General features: G+C 62.3%; 21 protein-coding genes. 15 read left to right on the top strand and 6 right to left on the bottom strand.

The window, feature by feature from the left end:
- Positions 1–51 precede the first annotated feature (51 nt).
- The 5 genes from ABIB57_RS07700 to ABIB57_RS07680 all read left to right on the top strand — a co-directional run bounded on the left by ABIB57_RS07700 (position 52) and on the right by ABIB57_RS07680 (position 6,747).
- A complete protein-coding gene (locus ABIB57_RS07700) occupies positions 52–531 on the top strand; it encodes a flagellar basal body-associated FliL family protein (protein ID WP_354039659.1) in 480 nt (159 codons plus the stop codon).
- On the top strand, positions 531–1,694 hold the full coding sequence (gene fliM, locus ABIB57_RS07695) for a flagellar motor switch protein FliM (RefSeq protein ID WP_354039657.1): 1,164 nt from the start codon (positions 531–533) through the stop codon (positions 1,692–1,694). The genes ABIB57_RS07700 and fliM overlap by 1 nt, the downstream gene beginning before the upstream one ends.
- On the top strand, positions 1,691–2,128 hold the full coding sequence (locus ABIB57_RS07690) for a DUF6468 domain-containing protein (protein ID WP_354039656.1): 438 nt from the start codon (positions 1,691–1,693) through the stop codon (positions 2,126–2,128). The genes fliM and ABIB57_RS07690 overlap by 4 nt, the downstream gene beginning before the upstream one ends.
- Positions 2,125–3,234, top strand: a complete 1,110-nt coding sequence (locus tag ABIB57_RS07685; RefSeq protein ID WP_354039654.1) for a hypothetical protein — start codon at positions 2,125–2,127, stop codon at positions 3,232–3,234. The genes ABIB57_RS07690 and ABIB57_RS07685 overlap by 4 nt, the downstream gene beginning before the upstream one ends.
- Before the next feature lie 153 nt (positions 3,235–3,387).
- On the top strand, positions 3,388–6,747 hold the full coding sequence (locus ABIB57_RS07680) for a tetratricopeptide repeat protein (RefSeq protein ID WP_354039652.1): 3,360 nt from the start codon (positions 3,388–3,390) through the stop codon (positions 6,745–6,747).
- Between the two features lie 120 nt (positions 6,748–6,867).
- Here ABIB57_RS07680 and fliP read toward each other — a convergent pair whose 3' ends face one another.
- Together fliP and ABIB57_RS07670 are read right to left on the bottom strand one after the other, a co-directional pair.
- On the bottom strand, positions 6,868–7,653 hold the full coding sequence (gene fliP, locus ABIB57_RS07675) for a flagellar type III secretion system pore protein FliP (protein ID WP_354039650.1): 786 nt from the start codon (positions 7,651–7,653) through the stop codon (positions 6,868–6,870).
- Positions 7,628–8,215 carry a flagellar biosynthetic protein FliO gene (locus tag ABIB57_RS07670; protein WP_354039717.1) on the bottom strand — a complete coding sequence of 196 codons (588 nt, stop codon included), beginning with the start codon at positions 8,213–8,215 and terminating at the stop codon, positions 7,628–7,630. The genes fliP and ABIB57_RS07670 overlap by 26 nt, the downstream gene beginning before the upstream one ends.
- Positions 8,216–8,472: 257 nt before the next feature.
- Here ABIB57_RS07670 and flgB point away from each other — a divergent pair, with 257 nt between their 5' ends.
- The 8 genes from flgB to ABIB57_RS07630 all read left to right on the top strand — a co-directional run bounded on the left by flgB (position 8,473) and on the right by ABIB57_RS07630 (position 15,033).
- The gene (flgB, locus tag ABIB57_RS07665) at positions 8,473–8,880 is read left to right on the top strand and encodes a flagellar basal body rod protein FlgB (RefSeq protein WP_354039648.1); all 408 of its coding nucleotides are present in this window, start codon (positions 8,473–8,475) and stop codon (positions 8,878–8,880) included.
- An 11-nt stretch (positions 8,881–8,891) separates the two neighbouring features.
- Positions 8,892–9,305, top strand: coding sequence for a flagellar basal body rod protein FlgC (gene flgC, locus ABIB57_RS07660; RefSeq protein ID WP_299744307.1), 414 nt, complete (start codon positions 8,892–8,894; stop codon positions 9,303–9,305).
- Between the two features lie 11 nt (positions 9,306–9,316).
- Positions 9,317–9,649 carry a flagellar hook-basal body complex protein FliE gene (fliE, locus tag ABIB57_RS07655; RefSeq protein ID WP_354039646.1) on the top strand — a complete coding sequence of 111 codons (333 nt, stop codon included), beginning with the start codon at positions 9,317–9,319 and terminating at the stop codon, positions 9,647–9,649.
- A gap of 140 nt (positions 9,650–9,789) precedes the next feature.
- Entirely contained in the window at positions 9,790–10,056 is a 267-nt protein-coding gene (fliQ, locus tag ABIB57_RS07650; RefSeq protein ID WP_299730987.1) for a flagellar biosynthesis protein FliQ, read from the top strand.
- Positions 10,057–10,059: 3 nt separating this feature from the next.
- A complete protein-coding gene (gene fliR, locus ABIB57_RS07645; protein ID WP_299730985.1) occupies positions 10,060–10,827 on the top strand; it encodes a flagellar biosynthetic protein FliR in 768 nt (255 codons plus the stop codon).
- Between the two features lie 4 nt (positions 10,828–10,831).
- Positions 10,832–11,917 (top strand): flagellar biosynthesis protein FlhB, encoded by a 1,086-nt coding sequence (gene flhB, locus ABIB57_RS07640; RefSeq protein ID WP_354039643.1) that lies wholly within the window; start codon positions 10,832–10,834, stop codon positions 11,915–11,917.
- A gap of 156 nt (positions 11,918–12,073) precedes the next feature.
- Positions 12,074–14,641, top strand: coding sequence for a cell cycle histidine kinase CckA (gene cckA, locus ABIB57_RS07635; protein WP_354039641.1), 2,568 nt, complete (start codon positions 12,074–12,076; stop codon positions 14,639–14,641).
- The gene (locus ABIB57_RS07630; RefSeq protein ID WP_354039640.1) at positions 14,638–15,033 is read left to right on the top strand and encodes a DUF2237 family protein; all 396 of its coding nucleotides are present in this window, start codon (positions 14,638–14,640) and stop codon (positions 15,031–15,033) included. Before cckA ends, ABIB57_RS07630 begins: the two co-directional genes overlap by 4 nt.
- Positions 15,034–15,050: 17 nt before the next feature.
- Here the strand turns inward: ABIB57_RS07630 and ABIB57_RS07625 are convergent, their stop codons facing one another.
- The 4 genes from ABIB57_RS07625 to araD1 form a co-directional block, all read right to left on the bottom strand.
- Positions 15,051–15,551 (bottom strand): SRPBCC family protein, encoded by a 501-nt coding sequence (locus ABIB57_RS07625; RefSeq protein ID WP_354039639.1) that lies wholly within the window; start codon positions 15,549–15,551, stop codon positions 15,051–15,053.
- Positions 15,552–15,561: 10 nt separating this feature from the next.
- Positions 15,562–15,915: an ArsR/SmtB family transcription factor gene (locus tag ABIB57_RS07620; protein ID WP_299730974.1), complete on the bottom strand. Its 354-nt coding sequence runs from the start codon at positions 15,913–15,915 to the stop codon at positions 15,562–15,564.
- Between the two features lie 69 nt (positions 15,916–15,984).
- The gene (locus ABIB57_RS07615) at positions 15,985–17,004 is read right to left on the bottom strand and encodes an aldo/keto reductase (protein WP_354039637.1); all 1,020 of its coding nucleotides are present in this window, start codon (positions 17,002–17,004) and stop codon (positions 15,985–15,987) included.
- Positions 17,005–17,098: 94 nt separating this feature from the next.
- Positions 17,099–18,088 carry an AraD1 family protein gene (gene araD1 / locus ABIB57_RS07610; protein WP_354039635.1) on the bottom strand — a complete coding sequence of 330 codons (990 nt, stop codon included), beginning with the start codon at positions 18,086–18,088 and terminating at the stop codon, positions 17,099–17,101.
- Positions 18,089–18,355: 267 nt separating this feature from the next.
- Here araD1 and recA point away from each other — a divergent pair, with 267 nt between their 5' ends.
- Both recA and alaS read left to right on the top strand, forming a co-directional pair.
- On the top strand, positions 18,356–19,432 hold the full coding sequence (gene recA, locus ABIB57_RS07605) for a recombinase RecA (RefSeq protein ID WP_354039633.1): 1,077 nt from the start codon (positions 18,356–18,358) through the stop codon (positions 19,430–19,432).
- Between the two features lie 209 nt (positions 19,433–19,641).
- Positions 19,642–22,281, top strand: a complete 2,640-nt coding sequence (alaS, locus tag ABIB57_RS07600; protein ID WP_354039631.1) for an alanine--tRNA ligase — start codon at positions 19,642–19,644, stop codon at positions 22,279–22,281.
- Positions 22,282–22,315: the final 34 nt, after the last annotated feature.

Genomic DNA, 22,315 nt, shown 5'->3' with positions numbered 1-22,315 from the left:
TGATGGCGGGGACGGAATCGTCCGAAAATCCCCTGTTCTCCGAGGTTTAGCATGGCCGCCGAAGCTGAAATCGAAAGCGGCCCCGCTGCCAAGAAGGGCAAAGGCAAGCTGATCATCATCGCTGCCGCGGTCGTCGTCGTCCTGCTGGCGGGCGCGGGGCTCTACCTGTTCCTGTCCGCCGGCAAGAGTGCGGACGCCGCCGCGGACGCGGCTTTGGCCGCGCATCCGAGCTTCATCTTCAACCTGCCCACGATGACCGTCAATCTCAACAACGAGACCGACGGCGAGGCTTTCATGAAGCTGACGGTGGCGCTGGAAGTGGCCAATGAAGAGATGATGACCAAGATTCAGCCCAGCATGGCCAAGGTCGTCGACGCCTTCCAGGTTTACCTGCGCGAGCTGCGCAAGAGTGATCTCGAAGGCTCGGCCGGCATCTATCGACTCAAGGAAGAATTGCTGCGGCGCGTGAACGTGGCGATCTATCCCGAGAAGGTGGAAAGCATCCTGTTCAAAGAAATCCTGGTGCAATAATGGCCGGTCCCAACGATCAGGATAAACTGGCGGAAGACTGGGGTCTGGACGATGTCCAGAACGGCTCCGAGCCCGCAGGCGAGACCAGTGCCGCCGACGCGGCCGCCGAATGGGCGGCGATGATCGACGCGCAGGCCGGCGCCGTCAACGATGGCGTCGACCGGGTACTCAACCAGGACGAAATCGACAACCTGCTGGGCTTTGACTCCAGCGCCGCCAGTAATGTGGAGCTGACCGGCGTGCAGGCGCTGATCAATTCGGCGCTGGTGAGCTACGAACGCCTGCCGATGCTGGAAATCGTGTTCGACCGGCTGGTGCGGCTGGCCACGGTGTCGCTGCGCAATTTCACCAGCGACAATGTCGAAGTCACCATGGAGGCGATCTCGTCGGTGCGGTTCGGCGACTATCTCAATTCCATCCCACTGCCCGCCATTCTATCGGTGATCAAGGCCGAGGAATGGGAGAATTACGGGCTGCTGACGGTCGACTCCAACCTGATCTATTCGATGATCGACGTATTGCTGGGCGGACGGCGCACCGGCGGCAACGTTCGGGTCGAGGGGCGGCCCTATACGACCATCGAAATGGCGCTGGCCCGCAAGATGATCGACATCATTCTCGAGGACACCCATCGGGCTTTCGAGCCGGTGACGCAGGTGCATTTCAAGCTGGAGCGCATCGAGACCAATCCGCGGTTTGCCGCGATTACGCGCCCGGCCAATGCGGCCATCCTGATCGAACTGCGCATCGAGATGGACGATCGCGGCGGCAAGGTGGAAATCCTCTTGCCCTACGCCACCATCGAGCCGATCCGCGAACAGCTGCTGCAGATGTTCATGGGCGAAAAATTCGGCCGCGACGCGACCTGGGAAGGCCATCTGGCCACCGAGATCTACGCGGCCGATGTCGAGGTCGAGGCGGTGCTGCATGAGCAGGACCTGTCGCTGTCGCGCGTGCTGGGCCTCAAGCCCGGCGATACCATCATGTTCGAACGTTCGCCCAACGATCCGGTGCGGCTGCGGTGTGGCGATGTCGATCTCACAGAGGCCATTATGGGCCATATTGGCAATCATGTTTCGGTGCGGGCGATTCGTCCGCTCAATCCGCCCAAGGTCACCATGGCGGCATTCGAGGCGATCGACGAGAAAATGGAAGGACGATGATGTTCGGTTTGCCTTTGGGGTTTTTCGTGGAATCGGCGGTCGCTGTATTGATGGCGCTGACGATTGGATATTGCGTCGTGCTCAATAGTCGCCTCAAGCGGCTGCATGCCGACCGCTCGATGTTGCAGCAGATGGTGGCGGACCTGGTGGGGGCCACTAATCTCGCCAACCAGGCGATCAAGGAACTCAAGACCACCGCCATGGATGCCGACCTGGCGCTGACTGCGCGGCTGGAAGAGGCCGAGCGCTTCGGGATCGAACTGGCCAACCACGTCAGCGCCGGCTCGATGCTGATGGAGCGCATCGCCAAGATCACCAGCATCGCGCGCAGCCATCCGGTTGCCGTCGAGCCGGCGCTCGAAGAGACCAACAAGGTGCAATCGGCGCTGCAGCAGTTGAATGCGCGCGCTCGGGCCCGGGAGAACGCGGCGTGAAATCGATCCGTCTGCTGCCTGTCGTTATTCTGGCCGTTAGCGCGCTGCTGGTTCTCAAGACCATGGGCCTTGTGATTACCGGCAGCTACGTGCTCGGCGGTGTAACGGCGGTGCAGGCGGAAGAGGGTGGCGGTGGCCATGGTGCCCCCGCCGCCGCCCAGGTTGGGGCCGATGGCACGATGACGCTGCCGGTCGAGCCCACCATGGCCGATAGCAGCCCGACGCTGTCCGATGGCGCCCCGACGCTGGGGCAGCCTGCGGTGGCGGCAGGCGAACACGGCGCCGCGCCAGCCGCAGCGACGGGCGATCACGGTGCGCCCACTGAGGTCGCGCAAGCCGAGACAGCACACGACGCCGCCCCCGCGGTTGAAGGCGAGCATGGCGCCCCGAGCGAACACGGCGCCGAGGGTGGTCTTCCGGCAGGCCTCGACGTGGTTTGCCCGCCAACCGGTGCCGCAACCCCTGTCCTGGGCGAAGGGGCGACCAGTCCGTCGGCACTCGACCCTACGGCGGCTGCGCCTGCGGCCGGCGATCATGGGGTTCCTGCCGCGCCGACGGTCAGTGCCGGTTGCGTGCCGCTGACCGATGCCTTGCCAACGCGACTGGGCGCCGATGGGCAGCCGATCCCGCTGGTCGGCGAGGATGGCCAGACCCTGAGCGAAGCCGCGGTGCTGGAGAGCCTGGGCAAGCGTCGTGCCGAACTGCAGAATTACGAGCAGGAACTGGTGCTGCGCTCGTCGCTGGTCGATGCGGCCGAAAAGAAGGTTGCGGAACGCCAGGCAACCTTGCAGGCGCTTGAAGACCAGATCGCGGCGTTGGTCGATCAGCGCAAGACGCTGGAAGCGGGGCAGTTTGCCGGCATCGTGACCCTCTATCAGAACATGAAGCCGAAGGACGCGGCGACGATCTTCAACACGCTCGACATCGAAGTGCTGCTACGGGTCGCCAAACTGATGAATCCGCGCAAGATGTCGCCGATCATGGCAGCGATGGACCCCGCGCGAGCGCAGGAGTTGACGGTGCGGATGGCGGCATTGTCCGACCAGCCACCCGAGCAGATGACGCCCGATGCGCTGGCCGCCCTGCCGCAAATCGTCGGACAATAATATCGAAGAGTAGCAATGCCTTCTCGGTCTGCGTAAGGCGACGTTAAGTCCGGCGCGATATGGTCAGCTCCAGTAGAGTTGTAACCCGCGTTCTTGGGAATCCGAAGTCCTGGACTTCGCCCGAAACGCAAATTGCGTCGGGCAGGGCAGCCGGTGGAGACTGCGTTCAAACTAAACTGGCAGAAGGCCCTGCGCGGCCTGCTGCTATCCATCGTGCTGGCGGTGCTTGGGGGGGCGATGGCGCCGGCCTATGGCCTCGACCAGGGCCAGCTTTTCGTAACCGAGGAAGCCGGCGGCTATGCGAGGCTAATCCTCAGCTTTCCCGACCGCGACAGTCTGCCCGCCTATACGATCAAGGCGGACAATGGCGTGCTGTCCATCCAGTTCGAACAGCCGGTCAATATCCAGCTTCCCGACGTGGGCACGATCCTGCCGAATTATGTGTCGATTGCTCGGGTCGATCCCGATGGCAAAGGGCTGCGGCTGGCGCTGAAGTCGGGTTTCAATTTCAATAAGATCGATGCCGGCGAGAAGCTATTCGTCGATCTGCTGCCGCTGAGCTGGCAGGGCATGCCGCCGGCATTGCCGCAGGATGTCATCGACGAGCTGGCGGAGCGCGCGCGCCTTGCCGCCATCAAGGCGGAGCAGGAGCGCAAGGCGGCCGGCGCCCTTGAGCTGAAGCCAGCGGCGACGGTCCGGATCGGCCGCAATCCGACATTCATGCGCGTGCAGTTCGACTGGAGCGTCGATACCACGGCCAAGTTCGTACAGACCGACCAGAACGGGCAAGTGACCTTCGAATGGCCGGTGGATGTGAACATGCTGGCGCTGGCAACCGACCTGCCGGCCGAAATCCTGTCGGTCAACAGCGCCAATACTCCCGACGGTGCCACCGTGACCATGGCGTTCGCCAAGGGCGTGACGCCGCGCTTCTATGAGACGTCGCCGCGTCAATATGTGATCGACGTCGATCTGGCTGGCGCCAAGCTGCCGGAGCTGACGGCGCCGGACCTCGCCAAGGACGCTGCAGCCGCCGATGCGGCAGCGCAGGGGGCCAGTGCGCATCCCGACGCCCCCAATCCGATCAATGCGCTCTATCCGCAGGCGGCTCATACTGTAACGCCGTTTGTCAGCGTGCTGGGATCGACCGTCCGGGTGGTGTTTCCGTTCGAGCAGGATACGCCGGCTGCGGTATTCCGGCGCGGCGATACGGTGTGGATGCTGTTCGACACCGTCGCCGGCATCACGTCCCCGGCCGATAACGAGGCGCTCAACGCGCTGGCCAGCAATTTCTCGGTGATTTCATCGGGCGACACCCAGGTGGTGCGGATCGACCTGTCGCAGGACCGCCTGGCGACGCTGGGTTCGGAAGGCATGGCATGGGTGCTGTCGCTGGGCGATATCATGCTGACCCCGACTGAGCCGGTGACGCTGACGCGTCGCCGCGATCTGGAGGGCCTGTTCGAAATGACGGCCGACCTGGCGCGGCCAGCGCGGGTGCACGAATTCCGCGATCCATCGGTGGGTGACGTGCTGGAGGTGGTGACTGCCTATCCACCGGCGCGCGGGCTGACGCGGACGCTGGATTATGTCGATTTTTCCGCCCTGCGCAGTGTGCACGGGCTGGTGGTGAAGCCGGCCAATCTCGATGTCAAAGTGGCCGTCGAGAATGACATAGCGGTGATCTCGACCCAGGACGGCCTGACCGTTTCGGCGCTCGATCATCCGCGTGAGTTGGGCAATGGCGCGGCGGAATCGACGCGGACCAGCTTCATCGACCTGACGCGCCTGGAAGAGCGTGATCCCGCGGCCTTTGTGAAGACGCGCGAAGACCTGACGGCGACCGCTTCGCAGACCGATGGCCGCGAACGCGATATCGCCCGCCTGAACCTGGCCGATTATTACCTGGCCAACCAGTTCGCCCATGAGGCGATCGGCGTGCTGCATGTGCTTGAGAACGAGCTCAAGGACAAGAACCTGACGCGCAAAGTCCGCATGTCGCTGGCGATTGCCGATACCATGGCCGCGCGGCCCAAGGACGCGCTGGCAATTCTCAACTCGGATTCGCTGGCCGAGGAAGTCGACGCCCTGCTCTGGCGTACAATCGCCCGGGCGGACAATTATGAATTCAAGGGTGCGCGCAGCGATGCGCTGGAGGCCCAGGGAATCGTGGGCAGCTATCCGTTGTGGGCGCGCAAGCGGTTCTACTTCGCCGCCGTGCGTTCCGCCGTCGAGAGCGACGACACGCCCATGGCCGAGCGGATGCTGAACGAGATCGATTTCGGTAGCCTCGACCTTGAGGAAGTCAGCCTTTATCATCTGCTGTCCGGTCGCATCGACGAGGCGGCGGGGCGGACGGCTGAGGCCATCGACACCTATGGCCAGGTCATCACTGCCGACTTCAGGCCCACACGGGCGGAGGCGATCTACCGCACGCTGGGCCTGCTCGACAAGCAGGGCAATCTCGACCTGAAGAAGGCCACCGACACGCTAGCGGCCGAGGCGCTGCTATGGCGCGGCAATTCCCTGGAGTCCGACATGCAGCGCATGCTGGCCGGGTTCTATTTCCGCGAGGGGGACTACCGGGAAGGTTTCGAGACCGTCAAGCAGGCAGTGGCCAATTATCCTGAAAGCACGCCGGTCAACGAACTGCGTGACGATGCGCAGAAGATTTTCAGCGACCTCTATCTCGATGGTCTGGCGGACTCGCTGGGGCCGGTCGATGCGCTGGGGCTGTATTACGATTTCCGCCAGCTCACGCCGGCTGGCGCCCGAGGCGACGAGATGATCCGCAATCTGGCGCGGCGGTTGGTGAAGGTCGACCTGTTGGCACAGGCGGCGCAGTTGCTGAACTATCAGCTTGAGAACCGTCTGCACGGCGTGGCGCGCACGCAGATCGCGGCGGATCTCGCCGTAATCTATCTGGCCGACCGCAAGCCGCAGGACGCCTTGCGCGTGCTCAACAGCAGCCGGCTGCCCAGCATTCCGCCATCATTGGCACGGCAGCGTCGGGTTCTGGAGGCGCGGGCGCTGATCGATGGCGGGCGCGATCAACTGGCGCTGGATGTGCTCAAAGACATGGACGGGCAGGATGCCGACCTGTTGCGCATTGATGCACACTGGAAGGCGGGGCGGTATTCGCAGGCCAGCGAGATGATCGAGGCCATGGTGCTGGGGCAAGATCCCACGCAGCCGCTGGGGCCATCGACGCGCATGAACGTGATCAAGGCAGCGGTTGGCTATGTGCTGAGCGGCGATGATTTTGGCTCGGCGCGGCTACGCTCCAAATTCTCCGATCGCATGGTGACGACGCCGGAGTGGCCGATGTTCGATTACGTTACCGGCCAGATCACCACGAGCAGCCTGGAGTTCAAGAAGGTCGCCCGCGACGTGTCCGGCCTCGACGGGCTCAACGCCTTCCTCGACTCCTATCGCCAGACCTATGGCAGCACCGGTGCCCTCGCGCCGCCATTCGCCACCAATGGTCAGCCGGCGCTGGCCAGCGCGCAATAGCGATCCGGGGCTGGAAGGTGCAAGATGGATCGCCGGGACAAGCCGGCGATGACGGCGGGGGTGCAACGTCTCCGCGCAGAAGCGTTTCCAGCAAACCCCTACGGCGTGCTCCCGAGGCGCTTAGCCGGCCCCGGTAGTGCCGGTGACGAAGCTGCGGACGAGCGAGCCGGCTACCAGATACCAGCCATCGACCAGCACGAAGAAGATCAGCTTGAACGGTAGCGAGATCACGATGGGCGGCAGCATCATCATGCCCATCGACATCAGCACCGATGCCACCACCATGTCGATGACCACAAAGGGCAGGAACAGCAGGAAGCCGATTTCGAAGGCGCGGCGCAGTTCCGAGATCATGAAGGCGGGGATCAGCAGTTGCAGCGGAATGGCGGCCGGATCCTGGGGCGGCTGGGCATCGGTGAGCTCGTAGAAGAGCTGCAGGTCCTTCTCACGCACATTGGCGCGCATGAATTCGTGGATCGGCTTGCTGCCCAGCTCGAACGCCTCGGTGGCCTCGATCTGGCCCGCCATCAGGGGAGCGATGGCTTGGTCGTAGGTCTGCTGCAAAGTGGGCGCCATGACGAACAGCGTCAGGAACATGGCCAGCGACACCATCACCGAGTTGGGCGGCGCGGTCTGCAGGCCAATGGCGGTGCGCAGTAGCGACAGCACCACAACGATGCGGGTGAAGCTGGTGACCATGATCAGGATCGACGGCGCCAGCGACAGCAGGGTGATCAGCCCGATGAGCTGGATGGCCCGCTGGGTCAGTGTCGTCTCGTTGCCAAAATCGATGGACAACTCCTGGCCAAAGGCCAGGCTTGGCGCGAAGGTCAGTACCAGTGCGGCGGCCAACCCCAGCCACGGCAGGTAACGGCGGCGCCTAGACGCCGTCGGCTTTTCGTTCATCTCGCCGGATGTCGCCGTCCTGTTCGTCAAACTCTGTGATTCCAGTGCTGGAGTAGCCCTCAACCTCTTTAGCTGAGTCGTGATCGAGCTGATCTGAATTCTCGGAGAGGTTAACAGCCGGTTCAACCGGCGGCACGGGGCGCATCAGGCCGGTATGACGCAGCGACTTTGTTGGCGAGCGAAGCTGAGGGGTGCGCAGCTTTTCAATGGCGCGGGCAGGGGCAGCCGAAGGCTCAGGATCGGCGGCCGGCGTGGATACCGGAGCGGCGCTGGCAACGGCAGGCGCGGCGGGACGAATCGGCATTGGGCGGCGTGGCGCGACTGGCAGCGGGCGCCGGCTGGGCTGAACTGCCGCTTCCTCGATGGCGATTCCCGCCTCGATGACGACGTCCTGCGGGCCGCCGGTCAAAATCAGGTGCTCCACATTGTCGCGGCGGATAATCAGCAATTGCCGCTTGGGATCGAGCGCCAGGCTATCGACCACCGACAGGCGCCGGTTGCGGCCGCGCGCGATATTACCCGAGGCATTGAACACTACCTTGAGTAGCCAAACGGCAAGCACGATCAAGACGATGACAACGCCTAGCGCGAACAGGGCGGTGAAGAGGGAGCTCCCCTCGCCACCAAAAAGGCTAGTGATGAAATTCACTGTGTATCTCCGAGACGCGCCGACCCTGAGGCGGCATATTTTGCCGATTTAACCTGCAAATTCGCAAATTGCGACACTGCTAGGGGGTGTAGCCGCCCTGCGTTAACACTTGGTTAACCATCAGGCGGCAAGAATTGCCCATCACGCCAGAGTCGTGGGGAGTTTGATCTATGGGCCTGCTGGACATGCCAGTCTTTACTGCACTGACCGACAAAATGCACTGGCATCAGGCGCGTCAAGGGCTGCTGGCCGAAAATGTGGCCAACGCGGAAACGCCCGGGTTTCGCGGGCGGGACCTGAAAGAGTTCAATTTCGCCGATCAGGTGGGGCCATTCTCCTCGGCGACCGTGACGACGACGGCAACGCAGCCCAAACACTTTTCCGTGGGCAATGACGGGCAGGGCGCCCTGAGCGGCCAGCCGATGGCCAATTTCGAGATTACGCCGGAAGGCAACGGCGTGTCGCTGGAAGACGAGATGATGAAGGTTTCCACCAACCTGATGGACTACCAGGCGGCAACCTCGCTGTACCAGAAGTCGATCAAGATCCTGCGCACCGCAATGGGCCGGCAGGCCTAGGAGTTTAGAGCATGGCCGATTTCAATGCTTCGCTACGGATTGCGGCCACGGGCTTGCACGCGCAGACCGCGCGGATGCGGGTGATCGCCGAAAACCTGGCCAATGCCGACTCGACCGGCAAGAAGCCAGGGGAAGATCCCTATCGCCGGCGGGTTCCCACCTTCGATACCAAGTTCGACGCCGATGTGGGGGGCAAGATCGTCGAAGTCGGCAAGCTGGCCTATGACATGAGCGATTTCCAGAGCCGGTACGAGCCCGGCCATCCGGCCGCCGACGCAAAGGGCTATGTGCAATATCCAAATGTCGATCCCCTGATCGAGGCCATGGATATGCGCGAGGCCCAACGAACCTATGAAGCCAACCTCAATGTAGTGACCGTTACCCGGCAGATGCTGGGCCGGACACTCGACATCCTGCGTGGTTAAGGGACCAGATCATGACCGTACCTTTGAATGCCGCCACGGCGGCCTATAACAATGCCTCCCAACTCATATCGCAGGTGTCCCAGGCTTCGAGCCCTGGCAGTGATCTGCTGGCGCAGCACGCGTTGCAGCCCGACTTCGCCAAGATGCTCTCGCAGACCGTTCAGGGTGTAGTCGATACCGGCAAGACCTCCGACGCCATGGCCATGAACATGGTCAACGGCAAGGCTGACGTGGTCGACATGGTGACCGCGCTGTCGCAGACCGAAATCGCTATCGAGAGCATGGTCACCGTGCGCGATCGCGTGATCTCGGCCTACGAAGAAATCATGCGGATGCCGATCTGACTTTAGCCGGGCGGGTATTCCGGCCCAAGCCGGAAGTGATCGCCGGAGCGCAGAATACTGGATTCTGGCTTGTGCCGGAATGATACGACGGGAGTAGAGTGGGGCGACGATTCGCCGGCGAGACGTCACAGGAAGCCACGATGAACGGTGCTGAAGTTCTCGATATTGCCACCGATGGCATCTGGACACTGATTATCGTGTCGGCGCCGATGATGCTGGTTGGACTGCTCGTGGGCGTGGTGATTTCACTGTTCCAGGCGCTGACGCAGATTCAGGAACAGACCCTGGTGTTCGTGCCCAAGATTATCGCCATCTTCCTGACCATGCTGATAACGCTGCCGTTTCTCGGCGCCACCATGGGCGGCTACATGAATCGGGTGATCGATATGATCATCGTGGGCGGATAGCCCTTGACCATCGGGCTCAACTGGCTGCCCCAGACCGCTTTTATCTACATCCTGCTGTTTGCGCGCATTGGCGCCATTCTGATGCTGATGCCCGCCTTGGGCGAGCAGATGATCCCGGCCCGGATGCGGCTGAGTTTTGCGCTGGCTTTCACGCTGGTGCTTTTTCCCCTGCTGTCGCCCAGCATGCCCGCTTTGCCCGGCGACTCGATGGCGGTTATCGGCTTGGTGTTTCACGAACTGGCGATCGGATTGATGCTTGGCGCCATCGTGCGGGTGACGGTGATGGCCACGCAGGTGGCCGGCGCGATCGTGGCGTTTCAGTCGGGTCTGAGTACCGCGCAGTCCGCCGATCCGACGCAGGCTGGCATTCAGGGCGCGGTGTTCGGCAGTTTCCTGTCGTTTGTCGGGGTGACGCTGATCTTTGCCACCAACCTGCACCACGTGGCGCTGGCGGCGATCTACGACAGTTATATGGTGTTCACTGTCGAAAGCCCGCTGATGTTCGATGATGCGGCACAGTTGATGATCAAGACAGTGTCGCATGCCTTCATCATTGGCGTGCAGATGTCGGCACCGTTCATCGTGTTCGGGCTGGTGTTCAACCTGGGCGCCGGCATCCTGGCGCGGCTGATGCCGCAAATGCAGGTGTTCTTCGTGCTGATGCCCGCCAATATTATCGGTGGGCTGATCCTTTTTGCACTGCTGCTGACGATGATGATGGGCTGGTACCTATCGGCATTCGAAGAGCATCTCGCGATGTGGAGGGGCTGACGCCATGTCAGACGAAGCCCCGGAAGAATCCAGTAAAAGTGAGGACCCCTCACAAAAGAAGCTCGAAGACGCCCACAAAAAAGGCGACGTCGCCAAAAGCCAGGAGGTGACGACCTGGTTCATGCTGCTCGGTTCGGCGGCGGTGTTCGCGATGTTCGCGCCATCGGCCAGCGCCAGCCTGATGGAGTCGCTGCGCGTCCTGATGGCCAATTCGGACCAGTTCGAGCTGGGTGGCGCGGCATTCGGCAGTTTCTTCAACGGGTTGGCGCTGTCGCTGCTGGGCATCGTGTTGCCGCCGCTGGCGATCCTGTCGGCCTGCGCCATCGCCTCCAACCTGGTGCAGCATCGGCCGCTGCTGTCGACCGAGCCGATCACGCCGAAGTTCTCGAAAGTATCGCCGCTCGCCGGGTTCAAGCGGCTGTTTTCGGGCGAGGCGCTGGTCAATTTCGGCAAGGGCTTGGCCAAGATCGGGATCGTCAGCGCGGTGCTGTTCTTTACGATCTGGCCCGAACGCGATCGCCTCGACACGATGATGACGGTAGATCCGCGAATGATCCTGGCGGATTTCCAGGAAATCGGGGTCAAGATTTTTACGGCGGTGCTGGCGGTGATGACCATCATCGCCATGGCCGATTTCATCTACCAGCGCCAGAAATGGTGGAAGCGGCAGATGATGACGGTCCAGGAAACCCGCGAAGAATACAAATCGATGGAAGGCGATCCCAAGATCAAGGGCCGCCTTCGCCAATTGCGGCAGGAGCGTTCTCGCTCGCGCATGATGGCAGCGGTGCCGAACGCGACCGTGGTCATCACCAACCCCACCCACTTTGCCGTGGCGCTGCGTTATGACAAGGCCATGCGGGCGCCGATCTGCGTGGCCAAGGGCGCCGATGCGGTGGCTTTGCGTATTCGTACGGTGGCGACCGAGAATAATGTGCCGATCGTCGAGAACCCGCCGCTGGCGCGAGCGTTGTTCTCCAGCGTCGAGGTCAATGACGTGATCCCGGGCGATCACTTCAAGGCCGTCGCCGAGGTCATCGGCTTCGTGATGCGGCTAAAGAGCCGGACCGGCTGGAAAGCAGCCAAGTAAATCCCGGCGAATAGGCGTTGTAGGCGTGATAGTGCGGTCATTATGCCGCCATCGGGCGGGTGCACCATGTTGATAACGCGCATGCACCTCCCGCACGGGCGGGCCATTTGCTAGAGCTAGGGGCAGCCACTGATTCGGCATCGGAGTGCGACATCCATGACATCGACGCCGCTGGGCGATGGCAATTATCCGGAGCCGCTGCTGGCATCGTCCCGCAGCAATGCCGGCGTGTGGCGGGTGGCCGCGCTGGGGCTGGTGCTCGTCGTCGCGGCAGTGGTGTTCTCGGTGTTCGGGGAGCAGATTCCGGGCGACTGGGTTATCGCTTTTGTCGGCGTGCTGGCGGTTGTCGGTGTGTTCTGCCTGTTCGGGCTGGCGGCGGGCCTGTTCCGCTTCGGCAGCACCGAGGAACGGCGGACGGTTTCGCGCGCCGTGGTCGATAGCCTGCCCTATGGCGCTGTGGTGGCCGATCGGGACGGCAAGATTTCCTACGTGAATGGACATTACGGCTCTTTTGCCGGCGGCGTCAGCAATGGGGTGCCGCTGGGCGTCCCACGCCTGTTTGCCGGGCAGTCGGAGGCCAGCGAAGCGATCTACCGGCTGTCTCGCGCGGCCAAGGATGGGCGTGGCGCGGTCGAGGACATTCGGCTGGTCGGCGGGCTCGGCGGTTCGCAGGCGGAGAGTAATCGCGCGTTCTGGTATCGCGTGGCCGTGCGGCCACTGCCGGAGACCGACGAGGTCCGCAAACCGCTGATCATGTGGTCAGTGGAGGACATCACCCGCGATCGGGACAATAATGAGAGCGCGTTCCGCGACCTGCAGCGGGCAATCGACTATCTCGACCATTCGCCGGCCGGGTTCTTCTCGGCCGACGCGCATGGGGCGATCCAGTATCTCAATTCGACGCTGACCGATTGGCTGGGCTATGACCTCGCCGAGTTCAATTCGGGCCATCTCAGCATGTCCGATATCGTGCGCGGCGATGGCGCGACGCTGTTGATGCGCGGTCGTAGCGATGGCGAAATCCGCACCGAGATCATCGATATCGACCTGGTCCGCCGCAACGGCACCAGCTTCCCGGTACGGCTACTGCACCGCGCGGCGCGCATGGCCGATGGCGAACTGGGCGAGACGCGGACCCTGGTGCTGGACCGCTCCAGCGCCCCGGACAACGAGGAAGAGTTGCGGGCGGCCGAGGTTCGGTTCTCGCGGTTCTTCAACGATACGCCGTTTGCCATCGCGACGCTGGACGGCGCGGGGCGGATCATCCGCACCAATGCGCCGTTCGGACGCATCTTCAAATGGTCGGGCGAGGAAAAGAGCCTGGAACTGCAGTCGCTGGCCGAACTTATCGGCGAGGGGAGCCGCGAAAAGTTCGCCAAGGCCATCGAGAACGCGGCGGCGCATCAGTCCGAGATCGATCCGGTCGATGCCCTGCTGACCGCCGAGGGCGATCACGCGGTGCGGCTCTATGTGTCTGGGTCCGAAATGAGCGCCAGCTCGCCCGAACAGGTCAACGTCTATGCGCTCGACATGACCGACCAGCGTAAGCTCGAGGCGCAGTTTGCCCAGAGCCAGAAGATGCAGGCGGTCGGCCAGTTGGCGGGCGGTGTTGCGCATGACTTCAACAACCTTTTGACCGCGATCATCGGCTTCTCCGACCTGCTGCTGCTCAAGCACAAGCCGGGGGACCCCTCGTTCAGCGAACTGATGCAGATCAAGCAGAATGCCAATCGCGCGGCGGGCCTGACGCGGCAATTGCTGGCCTTTTCGCGCCGGCAGACGCTGCGGCCGCAGACGCTGGAACTGCCGCTGATCGTCGACGACCTGACCGTGCTGCTCAAGCGCATGATCGGCGAGAAGAATACGCTGCAGGTCGAGCATGGCCGCAATATCTGGCCGGTGCGCGCCGACGTGGTGCAACTGGAGCAGGTTATCATCAACCTCGTCGTCAATGCGCGCGATGCGATGCCCGATGGTGGTTCGATCACGCTGCGGACTGGCAATGTGACCCATGACGAGGCCGAAAAGCTGACGTTCAAGGGCATGGTGCCGGCCGACTACGTGCTGATCGAAGTGCAGGATACCGGCACCGGCATGAGCGCGGAAATCATCGAGAAGATTTTCGAGCCGTTCTTCACCACCAAGGAATTGGGCAAGGGCACCGGCCTGGGCCTGTCGACGGTGTATGGCATCGTCAAGCAGACCGAGGGCTTTATCTATCCTGTCTCGGTCGTTGGCGTGGGTACGACGTTCAAGATTTACCTGCCGCGGCACATTCCGGTGGAAGCCGAGGTGGTCAAGGCCGCAGTGGCTGCGCCGGTGCGCGATCTCACCGGTCACGAACGTATCCTGCTCGTCGATGACGAGGAAAGCGTTAGGGCATTCTCGGCCACGGCGTTGCGCGCGACGGGCTACCAGGTGTTTGAGGCTGATGGCGGCGAAGAAGCGCTCGAAGTGCTGGAAGACCAAGACTTCAAGATCGACTTGATGATTTCCGACGTCGCCATGCCCGAAATGGACGGGCCGACGCTGCTCAAGCATGTGCGCGAGACCATGCCCAATCTGAAAGTGATTTTCGTCTCCGGTTACGCCGAAGAAAGCGTGCGGCGCGATATCGAGGACGACCAGAGCGTCGAATTCCTGCCCAAGCCCTATTCGCTCGACCAGATTAACACCAAGGTCAAGGAAGTGCTGCAGAAAATCGGCAAGGACGACGAGGCGTGACCGCCGCCGCGCGGTTCGAAGGAATGGCCGAACTCAATGTGCTGGGCGAAGCCCTGCAGCCCTGCTCGAGCGATCCCCTGACCGGGTTTTTCCGCACCGGCTATTGTGCGGCAGGCCCGGACGGGGCTGCGCGTCACCTGGTCTGCATCGAAGCCACTGAGGCATTTTTGGCCTATTCCAGTTCGGTGGGAAATGACCTGAGCACCCCTATGCCGGCCTTTGCGTTTGCCGGCCTCAAGGCGGGCGACCGCTGGTGCCTGGTGGCGATGCGCTGGCAGCAAGCGCACGAGGCTGGCATGGCGCCGCGCGTCTATCTGCGCGCCACCAACCAGGTCGTGCTGGACCTGATTCCGCTTGAAACGCTAAGGGCTTACGCGCGCGACCTGAATTGACGATTCAGGCCGGAGCATTATGCGTTGGAATGATCTGGGCCCTGTTCCAGCAATAGATCGAGGTTGGAGAAGCTCATTTCCATGCCCTCGGCCATCGGCGTTGCCAAGGCGCCGTCGCGGGCTTCCTTCGAGCTGTAGACGATGGTGTTGACCAGCGTGGTCCGGGCATCGGCTTCATCCAGCAGGATGGTGGAGACGGTTTCGCCGCCGGTCCAGTCCTCGTCGAACACCTCGGCGCTGACGATGCGTTCAACCGGCTCGATTTCGCGGATTACCCCGCCCATGGCCATGACATAGCCATCGGGGCTTTTCCATTCGTAGCGGTATTTGCCGCCGACCCTGGGCTCGAACTCGCAGACCGGCATGGTCCAGCCCGGCGCACCGTTGAGCCAGCGGCGGATCAATGGCGGCTGGGTGTAGCAGGCGAATACCAGATGGCGCGGGGCGTCGAACTGGCGGGTGATGACGATTTCGCGGTCGCTCGGCGTCGTGATGGTCAATGGTCCGGCAAAGCCCATGCGGTCCTCCTCAGTTGCGATTGCCAGCCAGTTTTTCGAGCCGCTTCAATTCGTCCAGCAGGTCATCGAGGCGCTCGAAGCTGGTTTCCCAGTATTGGCGATATTCGATCAGCCAGCCAGTGGCTTCGGCCAGTGGCTCGGCCTCCAGCTTGCACGGACGGCGCTGGGCGTCGCGGCCGCGCGAAATCAGGCCGGCGCCTTCCAGCACCTTGAGATGCTTGGAAATCGCCGGCTGGCTCATGGCAAATGGTTCGGCCAATTCGGTGACCGAGGCGTCGCCCTGCGCCAGTCGCGCCAAAATGGCCCGCCGTGTTGGATCGGCAAGGGCGGAAAAGGTAGCGTCGAGGCGCGCCGCGTCCAGCATTTCTATAACCCGAGAGTTCTAAAACTATCTGGTTATATTAGTGCTGGACGCGGCGTGACGTCAAGCAGATCAGGCGGCAGTATGGGGGACCGGCGTACCCTCGGCGAGGAGGCCCTTATCGGCCAGGGCCGTCCAGAGTTCAGCAGGAATCTTGACCTGCCACCAATCGAGAATACCGTCGAGTTCGGCGGGAGAACGCGGGCCAGGGAGGACGTTGCAGACGGCCGGATGCGTGAGGGGGAACTGCAGCGCAGCGGCCGGCAGAGGCACGTTGAAATCCTTGCATACCGCTTCGATGGCCCTGACCTTGGCGACGATATCGTCGGGCGCCTTGGCATAGTTGAACTTGTCGCCGCCGACCAGAATGCCGGAATTGAACGGACCGCCGACCACGACCGACGCGCCGCGCTCGATGCAGGTGGACATGAAGGGATGCAAGGAGGTCTGCTCCAGCAGCGTATAGCGGCCGGCGAGAAGGAAGACGTCCCAATCGCCGAGCGCGAAGGCGTCCATCAGCACTTCCCACTCGTTGACGCCAAGGCCGATGGCCGAGATGACGCCACTATCGCGCAGTTCGCGCAAGGCCTTATAGCCGCCGTTGGCGAGCTGTGCCCAGAGCGGTTTGTTGGCCTCGGCGCCGTGGGTGGAAACGCCGATATCGTGGACATAGACGATGTCGATCGCATTGAGGCCGAGGCGCTGCAGGCTGTCCTCGAACGAGCGCATGACGCCGTCATAGGAATAGTCATAGGCTTGGTTGAAGGGCAGGGGATCGACCCAGGCGCCCTTGTCCTGTTCGGTCGCTTTGACGGGCTTGAGCAGGCGGCCGACCTTGCTGGACAGGATCGTGTCGCTACGGCGCTCGCGGATCGCGTCGCCAACCAGATGCTCGGACCGGCCGAGGCCATATTGGGGGGCAGTGTCGACGTAATTGATGCCCACATCGAGCGCGTGGGCCACCGTGGCGCGGGCCTGATCGGCCGGCACGGCGCTGAAAATGCCGGCGAGCGAGGCGCCACCGAGGCCTAGAGTGGTCACTTCGAGCGCGGTCTTGCCGACGCGGCGTTTTTCAAAACTGAGCTTGGTCATGATTGTCCCTCCGGGTGGAGGGACAACTGACATGTTAGTGGCGCGGCGTAAAGGCGGGGCGACCAAAGTTAGCGAGCGATTTCCTGGAAACGCTTTAGTAGACGTTGCCGACGATGACCGGGTGTTCGGCTTCGATGCGGATCGGGTTGCGCAAAGCTGCGCCGAACTGGCGCTCTTCGATCTCGAACACATCATTGGGCTGGGTGACCACGCCATCGGCAAAGCTCAGCGTGGCGGTGCCGAACATGTGGACGTGGATATCGCCCGGATTGCGGAACAGCTCGTATTTGAAGTGGTGATATTCGAGGTTGGCGATGGTGTGGCTCATATTGTCCTCCCCGCTGAGGAAGGGCTTTTCCCAGATCACCTGGCCATCGCGCTTGATGCGCGACATGCCCTCGATATGGGCCGGGAGGTCACCGACGCGCAGCTCGGGGCCGAAGGCGCAGGCGCGCAGTTTGGAATGGGCGAGGTAGAGGTAGTTGACGCGCTCGGTGACGTGGTCAGAAAATTCATTGGCCAAGGCGAAGCCGAGCCGGCGCGGCTGGCCGTTCTGATCGATGACATAAATGCCGGCGATTTCGGGCTCTTCGCCGGCATCGCGGGCGAAGGACGGGGAGGGGATCGGGTGGCCGGGATTGACCACGGTGTAGCCGTTGCCCTTGTAGAACCATTCCGGCTGCACGCCCTTGGTGCCGTCGGTCGGCTTGCCATTTTCCAGGCCCATCTGGAACATTTTCATCGAGTCGGTCAGCTCGCCCGCCGGCTTGTTGGAATTGTGCATGGCGTCGCGTGTCGAGGCCGACCCCAAATGGGTTAGGCCAGTGCCGGTGACATAGAGATGGGCCGGATCGGGATGGTTGATCGGCGCCAGCATGCGCCCCTCAGCCAGAATCGCTGCCTTGTCGACGGTGGCGCCGAGGCCCTTTTCGGCGATCAGCGCGCCGATGCCGATATTGCGGGCGAGCGCGGCTATCGCCAGATCGTAGACGCTGGTGGCGTCATTGACCTGCCGGGTGAGGTCACCATCGACCTGGCCCACGGCGCGTTCGCCATTGAGGTCGAAATACTGAATGAGATTCATCGCGTGGCTCCTGGCCGTGGCTGGCCCGGTTCGGGCTGATTGGCCGGCATAAAACGCAACATGTTAGTCCTGAGCAAGCGGAAAATGGCGCGGCGTCGATGGGGCGCGCAGATTCTGGAGCGTACCGGCGAGGTTTGCGCGGAAAGCAAAATTCCCCATTGACAGGCTAGAAACAAAATGAGAACAAATAGGGCACATTCAATGCACAGCTACTTACGGCGTCAGCGCGTTGCCAGGCCCACAAGAGCGTGAAATAAGGAGAGAATCATGGCTAGCTCGCCGCTTCGCGTTGTTGAAGGTGGATCGATGGATAAGGATAAAGCGCTCGCGGCGGCTCTCAGCCAGATCGAGCGCAATTTCGGCAAGGGCTCGATCATGCGCCTTGGCGAAAGCGCTTCGATCGAGGTGGAATCGATCTCCACGGGTTCGCTGGGTCTCGATATTGCGCTGGGCATTGGCGGCTTGCCAAAGGGCCGTATCGTCGAGATTTTTGGGCCGGAAAGCTCGGGCAAGACCACGTTGGCACTGCATGTGATCGCTGAGGCGCAGCGCGCCGGTGGCATCTGCGCGTTTGTCGACGCCGAGCATGCGCTGGACCCTATTTATGCCCGCAAGCTGGGCGTTAATATTGATGACCTGCTGATCTCGCAGCCCGATGCTGGTGAGCAGGCGCTGGAAATCACCGATACGCTGGTTCGATCCGGCGCTATCGACGTGCTGGTCATCGATTCGGTGGCGGCACTGACGCCAAGGGCCGAACTCGAAGGCGAAATGGGTGATTCATTGCCGGGCCTGCAGGCGCGGTTGATGAGCCAGGCAATGCGCAAGCTGACGGGCTCGATCTCCAAGTCCAAGTGCCTGGTCATTTTTATCAACCAGATCCGCATGAAGATCGGCGTGATGTATGGTTCGCCCGAGACCACGACGGGCGGCAATGCGCTCAAGTTCTATGCTTCGGTGCGCCTCGATATCCGTCGCATCGGCGCGATCAAGGATCGCGAAGAAATCGTCGGCAACCAGACCCGCGTCAAGGTGGTCAAGAACAAGCTGGCGCCGCCGTTCCGCCAGGTCGAGTTCGACATCATGTATGGCGAAGGCATTTCCAAGACCGGTGAATTGCTCGACCTTGGCGTGAAAAGCGGCATCGTCGAGAAGGCCGGCGCCTGGTTCTCCTATGATAGCCAGCGCCTGGGGCAGGGCCGCGAGAATTCGCGCCAGTTCCTCAAGGACAATCCGGCGATTGCCGCCACCATCGAACAGGGCGTGCGCGAGAGCTCGGGCCTGTTGGGCGAGGTGCTGCTGGCCGTGGCCGGTGACGAGGATGCGGCGGACGACGCCGAATAAGATTATCCCATGCAGGGATTTAGGGGTGGTGCGCAAGCACTGCCCCTTTTTTGTGTTTCGGCGCCGCCATTTTTACGGAATGGCGTTTTTCTGGGCTGATTGAAGCAGCGACGGGGCGCCAATGCTGGACAGGGAAGCCGGGGCCGCGATAGAAAGCCGTACCTTCTTCGGCGCCTCGCGATGCGCCATTCCCGCGATGAAAGTGTCTGATGACGAGCGTAAACGAGATCCGGTCGAGTTTTGTCGATTACTTTGCCCGCAACGGGCATGAGAAAGTGGCGTCGAGCCCGCTGGTGCCCCGCAACGACCCGACCCTGATGTTCGTCAATTCGGGGATGGTGCAGTTCAAGAACGTCTTCACCGGCGTCGAAAAACGCGACTACAAGCGCGCGACCTCGGCCCAGAAAAGCGTGCGCGCTGGCGGCAAGCATAACGATCTCGACAATGTCGGATTTACCGCTCGGCACCACACCTTCTTCGAGATGCTGGGCAATTTCTCGTTCGGCGATTATTTCAAGGAACAGGCGATCGAATACGCCTGGAATCTGCTGACCAAGGAATGGGGCCTGCCCAAGGACAAGCTCAGCGCCACCGTCTACCAGGACGATGATGAGGCTTTTGCGCTGTGGAAGAAAATTGCGGGCCTTCCTGACGACAAGATCGTGCGGCTTGGCGCCAAGTCGAACTTTTGGCAGATGGGCGATACGGGGCCGTGCGGCCCCTGCTCGGAAATTTTCTTCGATCATGGCGACAAGTATTGGGGTGGCCCTCCGGGATCGCCCGAGGAAGACGGCGACCGCTTCGTAGAGATATGGAATCTCGTCTTCATGCAGTTCGAGCAGGCGCCGGACGGGAGCCGCACGGCGCTACCCAAGCCGTCGGTCGACACCGGCATGGGGCTAGAACGCGTGGCTGCGGTCATGCAGGGCACCAACAACAATTACGAAATCGACCTGTTCAAGACGCTGATCGCCTCGACCATGCAAGCCACCGGCTTCCACGGTGATCCGACGACCCCGAGCCTGCGCGTCATCGCCGACCATATGCGGTCGATGAGTTTCCTTATCGCGGAGGGGGTGCTGCCCTCCAATGAGGGTCGCGGTTATGTGCTGCGCCGTATCATGCGGCGTGCGATGCGGCACGCCACCTTGCTGGGGGCGGACAAGCCGGTGATCCACCGTATCGTGCCAACCCTGGTCCGGGAGATGGGTCAGGCTTATCCTGAATTGGTTCAGGGCGAAGCCATGATCGAGGAAACTATTCGTCTTGAAGAGAACCGCTTTCTCAAGACGCTGAGCCGCGGCCTGTTACTGCTTGACGAGGCCACCACGGGTCTTGGCCAAGGCGACATGCTCGAGGGCGTCACTGCCTTCAAGCTGTTCGACACCTATGGTTTTCCGCTCGATCTGACGCAGGATGCGCTGCGCATGCGCGGCATCAATGTCGATCTGACGGGCTTTGAAGACGCAATGGCGCGCCAGCGTGCGGAAGCACGCAAGAGCTGGTCCGGTTCGGGCGAGGCGGGCGAGGACAAGGTCTGGTTTGCCGTCGCGGACAAGGTCGGTCCGACGGAATTTCTCGGCTACGAAACTGAGGTGGCCGAGGGCGTCGTCACCGCTCTGGTGCGCAACGGCGCGATGGTCGAGACGCTTGCTGCCGGTGAGGAGGGCTTTGTCGTCCTCAACCAGACGCCATTTTATGGCGAGAGTGGTGGGCAGGTCGGCGATACCGGTACCATCGCGGGCGAAGGCGTTGCCGCCGACGTCACCGACACGGTCAAGAATCATGGCATCTTCGGCCACAAGGTAACTGTCCGGCAGGGCACGCTTGCGCTGGGTGCGCCGCTTGGCCTGGTGGTCGATCATGGCCGCCGCTCGGCCATTCGCGCCAATCACTCAGCCACCCACCTGCTGCACGAAGCGTTGCGCATCGTTCTGGGTGATCATGTCGCTCAAAAGGGTTCGATGGTCTCGGCCGACCGGCTGCGCTTCGACTTCGTTCATACCAAGCCGATCAGCCCACAGGAAATGGCGCAGATCGAGGATATCGCCAACGATATAGTCTTGCAGAATTCACGCGTGGAAACGCGGTTGATGGGCGTCGAGGAAGCCAAGCAATCGGGCGCCCGCGCTTTGTTCGGCGAAAAGTATGGCGACGAGGTCCGTGTGGTCTCGATGGGCGATCCGACCGGCAATGCGGTGGGCTGGTCCGTCGAATTGTGCGGCGGCACGCATGTTGGCCGGACCGGGGATATCGGGCTGATTTCAGTGCTCGGGGAATCCGGCGTGGCCGCCGGCGTACGTCGCATCGAGGCGCTGACGGCGCGGGGGGCACGTCATCATGCCCGCACCAATAGCAATCTGGTCGCCAGCGTGGCTGATGTGTTGCACACTCAGCCAGTGGAGGTGCTCAATCGTATCGCCGCTTTGCAGGATCAGCTCAAGAAGTCCGAACGTGCTCTGACGGATGCTCGCCAGAAGCTGGCAATGGGCGGCGGGGCGGATAGTCCGTCCGCCGAAACCGAGACGATCAATGGCGTCAACTTCGTCGGTCGTATCGTCGATGGCCTGCAGCCCAAGGATTTGCGCGGCCTGGTCGACCAGACCAAGAAGCAGGTCGGCTCGGGCGTCGTCGTCGTGATCGGGCTAACCGAGGATGGCAAGGCCGGCTTGGCGGTCGGCGTGACCGAGGATCTCGTCGGCAAGGTGTCTGCGGTTGATCTGGTGCGCGCCGGTTCTGCCGCCCTGGGCGGTCAAGGCGGCGGCGGTCGCCCGGACATGGCGCAGGCCGGTGGTCCCGATGGCAGCAAGGCCAGCGAAGCCATGGCAGCAATCCGTTCGGCGCTTTAGACGCAGTCTAGAGATCTTGAAGCCCGCATCCTTA

Origin of the sequence: Devosia sp. UYZn731 (assembly GCF_040546795.1) — a bacterium.
Lineage (GTDB): Bacteria > Pseudomonadota > Alphaproteobacteria > Rhizobiales > Devosiaceae > Devosia.
This window is presented reverse-complemented; position numbering and strand designations above follow the sequence as displayed.